Here is a 10475-nt window from a genome sequence, read left to right as displayed (position 1 = left end):
CCAAGCTCGCCGGCGGTGTCCACCGTCTCGACGGCCAGCTCATGGTCGTCCTCGACGTCGACCGCGTCCTCGAGCTCAAGACCGAAGTGCAGATGGCTGCGTGAGCCCCAAAACATCGAAGCCGGAGAACCGAAATGAAGACGTGTTTGGTGGTCGATGATTCAAGCGTCGTGCGCAAGATCGCACGCCGGATCCTGGAAGGCCTGGAATTCGAAGTCACGGAGGCCGAGGACGGCTCCAAAGCGCTCGAGGTCTGTCAGCGCAAGCTGCCCGACGCTGTGCTGCTGGACTGGAACATGCCGGTGATGGACGGCTTCGAGTTCATGGGCCACATGCGCCGCCTGCCGGGCGGCGACCAGCCCAAGGTCGTGTTCTGCACCACCGAAAACAACGTGGCTCATATCGCTCAGGCGCTCAGCGGCGGCGCCAACGAGTACATCATGAAGCCCTTCGACAAAGACATCATCGCCGACAAATTCGCTGAAGTCGGCTTGATCCCGGTCGGACAAGCCATGGTCTGAGTTATCTGGCCGAGTGTTCCAGCCAGAGTGTTCCCAGTACAGCTTCCGAGAGGCCTATCCGTGACCCCGACCGAGTATGAGTATCTGCGTAAGTTCCTGAGGGATCATTCCGGGCTCGATCTGTCCGCAGACAAGCAATATCTGATTGAAAGCCGGCTGTTGCCGCTGGCGCGCAAGGCCGGTATCTCCGGCATCGGCGAGCTCGTGCAGAAGCTGCAAGGCGCTGGCTCGGGCGCGCTCGTCACCAGCGTGGTCGAGGCGATGACCACCAACGAGACCTTCTTCTTTCGCGACAAGGTCCCCTTCGATCATTTCCGCGACACCATCATGCCGGAGATCATCAAGGCCCGCGCCGGCCGCCGCAGCGTGCGCATCTGGTGCGCCGCCGGCTCGACCGGGCAGGAGCCCTATTCGCTGGCGATGAGCCTGAAGGAGATGGGTGCGGCCCTGACCGGCTGGCGCGTCGAGATCATCGCGACCGACCTGTCGCAGGAGGTGCTCGAGAAGGCCAAGGCCGGCATCTACAGCCAGTTCGAGGTGCAGCGCGGCCTGCCGATCCAGATGCTGATGAAATATTTCAAGCAGACCGGCGAGACCTGGCAGATCAATCCCGAGCTGCGGGCGATGATCCAGCACCGGCAGCTCAATCTGCTGCACGATTTCGCTCAGCTCGGCACCTTCGACGTCATCTTCTGCCGCAACGTGCTGATCTATTTCGATCAGGACACCAAGATCAACATCTTCAACCGCCTGGCTCGTCAGATCGAGGGAGACGGCTTCCTGGTGCTGGGCGCGGCCGAAACGGTGGTCGGACTGACCGACACGTTCAGGCCGATTCCGGAGCGGCGCGGTCTCTACAAGCCGAACGACCCGCGTGCCGCGGCCGCCAAGCCGGCTCTCGCCGGCGCCGCGCCGCGCGTAGCGGTCATGGCAGGACGATAGGCATGGCCGAGGATGGCAAGGGCGCGGAACGCGTGACATTCAGTCGCGGCTATGATGTCTGCATCATGGCCATCGACGGCACTTGGCGCCGCGACTGCAAGCTCAACGCGATCTCCGACACCGACGCCGTCCTGACGGTGGAAGGCTCGATTCAGGGCCTGAACCTGAAAGAGTTCTTCCTGCTGCTGTCGTCCACCGGCCTTGCCTATCGCCGCTGCGAACTGGTGCGCGTCAACGGCGTCGAAATGGACATCCAATTCCTGCGTGGCAAGAACCGGAAGAAGCGCGGCGCCGCCGGTGGCCGTGACGAGGCGGCGTGATCTTCACGTGCGTCTCGTCGCCGTTTGCCGCGACATTGGTTCACATTTGCTGAAACATCCGGCTGAATTTGCCGTCGCGGCTTTACGTCGCCTAAGCGCGAACCGGGTATCCATGGCCGGTCTCAATCTCAGGATACGGTAATGCCCAGAAGCTCTTTCTCACCTCTCCCGTCAAACCTGCCCGACGGCGCCGAGCGGCGCGCACTTCAGCTTCTGGTGGTCGATGACGACGCCACGCAGCGCAGCCTGATCACGGTCGCGGCCAAGCAGGCCGGCCACGAAGTCACCGTGGCGCCGTCCGTGGCCGAAGCGATCGAGAAACTCCGCACTGCGCGCTTCGACTGCGTGACACTCGATCTCGTGCTGGAGGATGGCGACGGCATCGACGTGCTGGGCGAGATGGCCAAGGCGAAATTTGGCGGCGCCGTGATCGTCATCAGCGGCATGGACGGAAAGCGCCGCAGCGCTGCCCGCAGCTTCGCCCGTTCCGTCGGGATCGAGCTCCAGAGCCTGCCCAAGCCGCTGGATCTGGCCGCATTGCGCATCAGCCTCGCCAATCTCGGCAAGACCGCGATGGGCCTGCCCGCGATGCACACCTGGGGTGGTGTCGCCACCGACGCGATCGTGGAACGGCACCGCGCCTGAGCCGCGGGCCGCCATGCGATAAAAAGAATGCGGTTGCCGCGTCGCAGCGATCGCGATCTACACCGTGCTGCCGGCATCCGACAGGCATTCAAGGGCGTCGCCAAGGCTGGGCCGGCAGGCATCGAGAGCGGCGATCGCCGTGGCATGCCGGGGTGTGACATCGTCGAGCACGAAGACGTCGGCGGAACCTTCCGGATCGCTGCCGTGTTCTTGATCCATGGCTGTGGCGGTCCGGCGCATACTGGTCTCGATCTGCGAGATCAGCATGCGAAGGTCAGCCGCAATCAGCTCACGGCTCTCGATTTCGGGCATTGCGACGAGAGGCGGCGTAGCGCCCAATTTAGCATGGATATTCTCCGTCCTCTGCAATTAGGCGCCTTGCCGCTACTTGTGCGTTATGTCCATGTCCCGTACAAATACGGTGGGCCGAATCCGCGCCGAACGCCATAACGGTTGGGGCGGACGCGAGTCCTTCATGCCAACCGGATGTGTGGCACATGGCCGAACAAAGCTCTCGCGGTGAAATCTTCGTGGTCGACGACGACGCTGCCGTTCGCGACACCTTGTCGATGGTGTTGAAGGCGGCGGGCTATGAGGTGATCTGTTTTGCGGACGGCGCAGCATTGCTCTCCGTCGCGCGAAGCCGCACACCTGCAGCGGTCCTGCTCGACGTGCACATTCCCGGCAAGTCGGGTCTCGACATTCTCAATGAGCTGCACGGCGAAGACTATCCGGCACCGATCTTCATGATCTCCGGGCAGGGCGATATCGCGATGGCGGTGGGGGCCATCAAGAGCGGCGCGCTCGACTTCATCGAGAAGCCGTTCCGCGGCAGCGAGATCGTCGGCCGGCTCGACGAGGCGATCGGTGCCTATGCACGCAGGCAGTCGGAGAACGCGGCGCCGAAGTTCGGTTCGCTGCATTTCCCCGGACGCGAGCCGTTGACGCGCAGGGAACGCGAGGTGCTCGAGCAGTTCGCCGCCGGCGCCTCCAACAAGGAGGCCGGCCGCACGCTCGGCATCAGCCCGCGCACCATCGAGGACCACCGCGCCAACATCATGAAGAAGCTCGGTGCGCGCAATGCCGCCGATCTGATCCGGATCGTGATGACCGCGGCCCAGCGCGCGTCGTAAATTTATCGGTCAGTAGCCCGGATGGAGCGTAGCGAAATCCGGGGATCCGTGTCCACGGCAAGACACGTCCCGGATTGCGCTGCGCTCCATCCGGGCTACGGCCCCTCACATCAACTGCTCAACGCCTTGCGGATGGCCCGCGCCAGATCCGATTTGCGATAGGGCTTCGCCAGCAGTAGAACGCCCGAATCCAGCCGGCCGTGATGGATGATCGCGTTCTCGGTATAGCCGGACGTGTAGAGCACCCTGAGATCGGGACGCGTTCTCTGCAGTTCATCGGCGAGCTGTCGTCCGTTCATCTTGCCGGGCATGATGACGTCGGTGAACAGGAGGTCGAACGGTTTTCCGGCGGCGACGATTGCGAGCGCCTCCGCGGCGTTCGCAGCCTGCAAGGTGACGTAGCCGAGCGAATGCAGCTGTGCCAGCACGTAGTCGCGCACCAGCCGGTCGTCCTCGACCACCAGGATCGTCTCGTGTCCGCCCTCGATGGTCGCCGGCGTCACGCTCTCGCCGACCGCCGTCGGCGTCTTGCCGGGCGGCAGATACATCTTGATCGTGGTGCCGTGGTCTTCCTCGCTGTAGATCTTGATATGGCCCGCGGACTGCTTGATGAAGCCGTAGACCATCGAAAGCCCGAGGCCGGTGCCCTTGCCCGGTCCCTTCGAGGTGAAGAAGGGGTCGAACACCCGGGCCAGCATGTTGGCGGGAATTCCGCTGCCGGTGTCGCTCACGGCGATCAGCACGTAATGGCCCGGCGGGACGTCGTTGACGCTGGCATAGACCTCGTCGAGATAGGCCGCGCCCGTCTCCACGATCAGCTTGCCGCCGCCGGGCATGGCGTCGCGGGCATTGAGCGCGAGGTTGAGGATCGCGGTGGTGAGCTGGCTCGGATCGACGGTCGCGACGCAGTTCTCGTCCTCGAACACTGATTCGATATGGATCTGCTCGCCCAGCGTCGGCCGCAATAATTTCGCGGTGTCGATGATCAGCGCGTTGACGTCGATCTCGCGCGGCTGGAGCGGCTGCTTGCGCGCAAACGCCAGCAGATGCTGCGTCAGCTCGGCGCCACGGCCGGCGGCTTCGTCGATCATCTTCGTGATCGCCGCGAGCTCCGGCTCCTTGGCCACCGCATCGGCCAGGATCTCGATCGTTCCGGTGATGACGGTGAGGATGTTGTTGAAGTCGTGCGCCACGCCGCCGGTGAGCTGGCCGACCGCCTCCATCTTCTCGGCATGACGGATGCGTTCATCGGCCGCGATCTTGTCGGTCAGGTCGCGGTAGAACGAATTGAGGAGAACGCCTTCGCGTCGCCGGAGCGCCGTGACGCTGAGCTCGGCCCTGAATTCCTTACCGTCGCGCCGCCGCACCAAAAGTTCGCGCCGTGGATTGGCTAGCGATTGTTGCTCGGATTCGAGAAAGAGCTTCAGTCTGGCCCTGACGCTTTCGCGCTCACTGGGGGCGACGAAAAACTCGATCGCATTCTTGCCGATTGCCTCCTCACGCGTCCATCCGAAGAGCTTCTCGGCCTGCGAGTTCCAACTCAGGATGGCACCGGTGTGGTCTGTCTGGGTGAAGGCGTCGAGGGAGGTCTCGACGATATTGCGCGCAAGCTGCTCGCTCTCCCGCAAGGATTCCTGTGCGAGCCTCGCCTCGGTCATGTCGCGCCCGACGAAGAAGTAACGCTGGGCGTGGTCGGACCAGCTACCGAGCCAGGACAGCCAGACCTCGCGTCCGTCCTTGTGGAAGCAGCGGGTGTCGGCGAGCTTCAGCCGCTCGCCGCGCCTGAGCGCGCGCATCTCGTCGCGCGACTGGTCGAGATGGCCGGGATGAATGAAATCGGCGCCGCTGCGGCCGATCATCTGCTCCGGCCGGTAGCCGAGAATAGACTCGCTGCTCGGACTGATCTGCGCGATGTGGCCGCGCGCGTCCATCACCATGATCAGATCCTGCGAGGTGTCGAAAAGTTGTCGCCGTTCCTCAAGCTGCTGCTGCAGCGCCCGCTCGGCCCGACGCGCCTCGGTCAGGCTGCGCGCGGTGCCGGAGGCGCCCACGATCTCGCCCGATGGGCCCTTGATCGGCGACAGGCTGAGTGAGATTTCGACCGGCGTGCCATCCTTGCGCAGGCGCACCGTCTCGAAGCGTTCGATCGGTTCGCCTCCGGCGATCCGCCGCAAATAGTCCTTGCCTTGCTCGCGTCTGTCGGGTGGGACGATAATCGAGGTGGATTGCCCGATCGCCTCATTCGCCGGATAGCCGTAGAGGCGCTCGGCGGAGGCATTCCAGCCGGTGATGATGGCGTCGAGCGATTGCATCACGATCGCGTCGTCGGAGGATTCGACGGCGGCGCTGAACAAGCGCTCGCGCGCTTCATGATGGCTTCGCGCTGCCTCGGTGCGGCGATGTTCCTCGACCTCGCGTTCAAGAGCGGCCGTCTTCGCTCTCGTTTCTTCGACCATTTGGGCAAAGGCCCGCGCCAGCACGCCTGTCTCTCCGCTCGCATCGACGGGAATGTCGGCGCGCCGTCCGCTGCCGATCGCCTCCACTGCCGCGGTCAAACGCCCGATCGGCCGCGTCAATGAGCGCGCCAGCAGCATCGCAAGCAAAGCTGCGGCAAGGACGGCAAGCAGGCCAACCAGCGAGGAGGTTTTTTGAATGGCCGCCGGAACGCGGCTGAACACGGAGGAGGGGGCCGTCTCGATGACTGCCAACCACTCCTTGCCGGCAAGCAGCGCGGGCGCGATTGCCGCTCCACTCGGCCGGCCCGACCCGTCGCTCGTAAGCTGCGCCGATCCTTGCGGCAGGCCGGCCCGCGCTGCAAAGAACGGAAAGTCACGGCGCCAGTCATTTGCGCTGCCGCGCAATGTGCCGAATTCCCGCGCGCGATCGGGATGGACCAGATAGTCGCCGCGCGCGTTCACGACATAGATCTCTCCCCCGGCGCTCGCGGTCGAGCGGATTCGGTCGAGCGCGGGACGCATGTCGATATTGGCGATGATGATGCCGAACGGCTTGCTATCAGGCGTGAACAGCGGCGTCGCGACGCGCAACGTCGGAATGTGAGGGTCCGTGGTTCCTCCCTGCCGGGTGGCGAGATCGAGGGGCGAAACATAGACGTCGCCCGGCGCCAATCGAATCGTCTCCTGGAAGTAGGTTCGTTCGCTCTTGCGTTCGAGTTCGCTGTTGGGGACGATCCGTGCTGCTCCGTTCGGGCCGGCGCGATCGACGCGGACCAGCTCGCGCTGGTCGTCGTCAAGGCCGATAATTCGAAATTGCCCGTAGCTCGGTTTCGCGTCGATCTCGGCTGCGAACCGCGCTGCGATGCGCTCGCGCCAGGTTTGCTCCGAAACGCCGTCGACGGCATCGATGCCTCCACCGACATGGGCGCGGATCAGGCCGTTGATGGCAGCGGCGGAGCGATAACCGAGCAGATCGCCACGAGCGCCGGCAACGTAGGATTCAAGATGGGTGGCCAGCAGGCTCGACTGGGCTTCGATCCGCTCCAGGACCCGCGGAATGACGGCCTGGGTGATGTTGCGATAGCCGAGCCAGCCGACTGCGGCCACGGTGACCGCCACCAGCAGGATCATCGCGATTGCGAGCCGCGTAGCGAGCGTCATGGTGATATTTGCACCGCTTCCCGAAAGGCCGTGCCCGTGCTCGGTTGGAACAGAATGAAGGTTCTGGTCATCGGCGGCCGGTGCTGACATCCGGATTCCTCACCGATGCCGCCCGCGCCGCGTCCAGGCAGCCAGCGACCGCGGCGAGCAGCGCGTCGGCCCGGAACGGCTTCTGCAAGCTCGCCACCGCGCCGAGCTTGGTCGCCATCTTGAGGAAGTCCGGCTCCGCATGAGCATCCGGCGTGAACGAACGGCCGGAGATGACGACGATCGGAATCGCCGGCTGCAGCGCCCGGATGTGGCGCATCGTCTCCAGGCCGTCCATGCCGGGCATGAAGATGTCGAGAAACAGCAGGTCGAACTGGCTGGCTTCGAACAGCGCAAGTCCCTTGCGGCCGTCTCCGGCGACGGTGATGTGATGACCAGCCCTCTCCAGGAGCAGCCGAATCGTCATCTGCACGGCCGGGTCGTCATCCACGATCAGGATGTTGGCCACGTCTGGTATCCTCCGGGCCGGATGGGGTTTCCCAGCGACCGCAAATCAAACCATCAACTCTGAAATTGTTGCGCGGATTGCATCCGGCCTGCAAGCACTTCGCCATAGATCCGACAATTGCTCGCAAAAGGCGAATCGGTTGCGCCAAGTTATGCACGGTGACGTGCACAAGCGCTCGCTCGCGACAATCGGGCCCCATAGGCTAGTCGCTCAGGTATTCCGGATAGTGGCTTCGGATCGTGTCGAGCTCGCTCAGCGTGCCCGACAGGTGCTTGCGCAGATGCTGTTGCGCGGTATCGGCGTCGCCGGCCTCGATCGCGCGCGTGATCAGCTTGTGGTGGCGGACGATGTTCTGGGCCTTGCCGGGTGAGGGCAGATGCAGCCGGCGCAGCCGGTCGATATGTCCGCTGCGACTGCGCACCAGCGTCCAGAGCTCCTGCTTGCCGGCCGCGGCATAAAGCTGCGCGTGAAAATCATTGTCGCCGGCGATGAAGCTCTGGAAGTCTCCGGCCTTGGCGAATTGCTGCTGGAGCGCGATCGTGTGGTCGAGGCGTATGACCAGGGCTTCGTTGTGCTGCTGCGCAAGCAGCCGGACGATTTCGAGCTCCAGCGCCTGGCGCAGGAAATGGGCCTGCTCGGCCCGACCGACATCGACCCGGCTGACGACGGTGGCGTGCTGCGGAAACACGTCGACGAGCCCTTCTTCCTCCAGCCGCATCAAGGCGTCGCGGATCGGAGTCGAGCTGACGCCGAATTGTGCGGCGAGATCCGTGCGCGAAAGCGGCGAGCCCGGCGGCAATTCCAGCGCGAGAATGGCGTTGCGCAGCCGCTCGAACACTTGCGGTGCGGCCTGCCGGGCCCGGTCGAGCCGCGCGCCGGGGCGGGCGGCCGCGCGGGGCGCGGGGTGGGCTGTTTCCATGCGAAGGGCTCCGGCCGGCCTTGCCTTTGATACACTAATGCATTAGTGCATCAGTGAGATCGCTCGTCAATGGCGGCCGGAGGAAACGAACAACAATGATCAAGCAATTGCAGTGTGGCCTCGCAGCCATCGCCCTGATCGCCGCCACGGCGCTGACGGCCTCGCCCGCGAAGGCGCAGCAAAAGTCCGAGATCTCGCTGTCGCGGCAGCCCGGCATTTTCTACATGCCGAGCCACATCATGGAAAAGCAGAAGCTGATCGAGAAGCACGCAGCCCAGCTCGGGGTAGCGGGTGTCACCACCAAATGGGTTACCTTCTCCGGTGGCGGTGCGCAGACCGATGCGCTGCTCGCGGGCGGCGTCGACATCCTCAACACCGGCACCGGCAATCTGCTGCTGCTGTGGGACCGCACCCGCGGCGGCGTCAAGGGCATCGTCGCGACCTCGGCGCAGCCGATGACGCTGATCAGCCGCGACGCCAACATCAAGTCGATCAAGGATTTCGGTCCCAGCGACAAGATCGCCGTGCCGACCGTAAAGGTCTCGACCCAGGCGATCGTGCTCCAGATCGCCGCCGCCGAGGCCTTTGGTGCCGACCAGTGGTCGAAGCTGGATGCCAACACGGTGCAGCTCGGCCATCCCGACGCCTATGCGGCGCTGTCCAACTCCAAGCACGAGGTGCACACTCACTTCTCGATTCCGCCGTTCACGTTCCTCGAGCTGAAGAACGTGCCGGGCGCGCATGTCGTGCTGTCGTCGCCCGACGTGATGGGCGGCCCGCTCAGCCAGGCGCAGTTCTTCACCGCCACGAAGTTCGCCGATGCCAATCCGAAGATCATCCAGGCCGTGCGCGATGCGACCAAGGAAGCGCAGGATCTGATCCGCAGCGACACCAGACAGGCGGTCGAGATCTACAAGGAGATCACCGGCGACAAGACCTCGGCGGAAGAGCTGCTCGATCTCCTCAAGGAGCCCGGCATGATGGAGTGGAATCTCGAACCGCAGGGCACGATGAAATTCGCCGCCCATCTGTTCAAGACCGGTACGCTGAAGACCCAGCCCAAGGCCTGGACCGATTACTATCTGCCCGTCGCCCACGATCTGAAGGGCAACTGATGGCGCTGCTCGACGTCAGCTCCGTGACGCTGCGCTACAAGACCTCCAGCGCCGTCGTCACGGCGACCGAAAGGGTCAGCTTCACCGTCGACAGGTCCGATCGCTTCGTGCTGCTCGGGCCGTCCGGCTGCGGCAAGTCGACCCTGCTCAAGGCTGTCGGCGGCTACATGGCGCCGAGCGAGGGCCGCATGACGATCAACGACCGCGAGATCCACGGTCCCGGCGCTGATCGCATGATGATCTTCCAGGAGTTCGATCAGCTGCTGCCCTGGAAGAGCGTGCTCGCCAACGTGATGTTCCCGCTGCTGACCGCGCGAAAACTGTCCCGCAAGGACGCCGAAGTGCGGGCGCGGGCCTATATCGAGAAGGTCGGGCTGACGCGCGTGGTCGATGCCTATCCGCACACGCTCTCCGGCGGCATGAAGCAGCGCGTCGCGATCGCGCGCGGCATGGCGATGGAGCCGGACATCCTGTTGATGGACGAGCCGTTCGCCGCGCTCGACGCGCTGACGCGGCGAACCTGCCAGGACGAGCTGCTCCAGCTCTGGAGCGAGACCAAATTCACCGTGCTGTTCGTGACCCACTCGATTGCGGAAGCGATCCGCATCGGCAACCGCATCCTGCTGCTGTCGCCGCATCCCGGCCGCGTCAAGGCCGAGGTGGTCGACGTCGACAAGGTCTCCAATGAGGACGGCAGTGCCGGCCGGCTCGAAAAGGAGGTTCACGATCTCCTCTTCGCCTCCGAAGCAACGGCGCATTGAGGGAGC

Annotated in this window: 11 protein-coding genes and 1 pseudogene; 8 read left to right on the top strand and 4 right to left on the bottom strand. The window is 64.3% G+C overall.

Going from position 1 to position 10475, the window contains the following annotated elements; genetic code table 11:
• The 5 genes and pseudogenes from AC0L3P_RS16410 to AC0L3P_RS16390 all read left to right on the top strand — a co-directional run.
• A pseudogene (locus AC0L3P_RS16410) lies at nt 1-104 on the top strand (chemotaxis protein CheW); the annotation flags it as partial.
• Nucleotides 105-134: 30 nt separating this feature from the next.
• A complete protein-coding gene (locus AC0L3P_RS16405; RefSeq protein ID WP_027568377.1) occupies nt 135-521 on the top strand; it encodes a response regulator in 387 nt (128 codons plus the stop codon).
• Nucleotides 522-581: 60 nt separating this feature from the next.
• Nucleotides 582-1463 carry a CheR family methyltransferase gene (locus tag AC0L3P_RS16400; RefSeq protein WP_275174421.1) on the top strand — a complete coding sequence of 294 codons (882 nt, stop codon included), beginning with the start codon at nt 582-584 and terminating at the stop codon, nt 1461-1463.
• Nucleotides 1464-1465: 2 nt separating this feature from the next.
• The gene (locus AC0L3P_RS16395; protein WP_275174420.1) at nt 1466-1783 is read left to right on the top strand and encodes a PilZ domain-containing protein; all 318 of its coding nucleotides are present in this window, start codon (nt 1466-1468) and stop codon (nt 1781-1783) included.
• A gap of 141 nt (nt 1784-1924) precedes the next feature.
• Nucleotides 1925-2428, top strand: a complete 504-nt coding sequence (locus AC0L3P_RS16390) for a response regulator (RefSeq protein WP_473302918.1) — start codon at nt 1925-1927, stop codon at nt 2426-2428.
• Nucleotides 2429-2485: 57 nt separating this feature from the next.
• Here the strand turns inward: AC0L3P_RS16390 and AC0L3P_RS16385 are convergent, their stop codons facing one another.
• Nucleotides 2486-2695 carry a hypothetical protein gene (locus tag AC0L3P_RS16385; protein ID WP_473302914.1) on the bottom strand — a complete coding sequence of 70 codons (210 nt, stop codon included), beginning with the start codon at nt 2693-2695 and terminating at the stop codon, nt 2486-2488.
• Between the two features lie 230 nt (nt 2696-2925).
• Here AC0L3P_RS16385 and AC0L3P_RS16380 point away from each other — a divergent pair, with 230 nt between their 5' ends.
• Nucleotides 2926-3561: a response regulator transcription factor gene (locus tag AC0L3P_RS16380; protein ID WP_007604420.1), complete on the top strand. Its 636-nt coding sequence runs from the start codon at nt 2926-2928 to the stop codon at nt 3559-3561.
• Nucleotides 3562-3671: 110 nt separating this feature from the next.
• Here AC0L3P_RS16380 and AC0L3P_RS16375 read toward each other — a convergent pair whose 3' ends face one another.
• From AC0L3P_RS16375 to AC0L3P_RS16365, 3 genes are all read right to left on the bottom strand, one after another.
• Nucleotides 3672-7268, bottom strand: coding sequence for a PAS domain S-box protein (locus AC0L3P_RS16375; protein WP_473302912.1), 3597 nt, complete (start codon nt 7266-7268; stop codon nt 3672-3674).
• Nucleotides 7246-7674: a response regulator gene (locus AC0L3P_RS16370; RefSeq protein ID WP_354063240.1), complete on the bottom strand. Its 429-nt coding sequence runs from the start codon at nt 7672-7674 to the stop codon at nt 7246-7248. Before AC0L3P_RS16370 ends, AC0L3P_RS16375 begins: the two co-directional genes overlap by 23 nt.
• Before the next feature lie 202 nt (nt 7675-7876).
• Nucleotides 7877-8593 (bottom strand): GntR family transcriptional regulator, encoded by a 717-nt coding sequence (locus tag AC0L3P_RS16365; protein WP_473302910.1) that lies wholly within the window; start codon nt 8591-8593, stop codon nt 7877-7879.
• A gap of 95 nt (nt 8594-8688) precedes the next feature.
• Between AC0L3P_RS16365 and AC0L3P_RS16360 the strand changes: the two genes are divergently transcribed.
• The gene (locus AC0L3P_RS16360; protein WP_473302907.1) at nt 8689-9708 is read left to right on the top strand and encodes an ABC transporter substrate-binding protein; all 1020 of its coding nucleotides are present in this window, start codon (nt 8689-8691) and stop codon (nt 9706-9708) included.
• A complete protein-coding gene (locus AC0L3P_RS16355; protein WP_473302903.1) occupies nt 9708-10469 on the top strand; it encodes an ABC transporter ATP-binding protein in 762 nt (253 codons plus the stop codon). The genes AC0L3P_RS16360 and AC0L3P_RS16355 overlap by 1 nt, the downstream gene beginning before the upstream one ends.
• Nucleotides 10470-10475: the final 6 nt, after the last annotated feature.

Source organism: Bradyrhizobium sp. WSM4874 (genome assembly GCF_055811835.1).
This window is presented reverse-complemented; position numbering and strand designations above follow the sequence as displayed.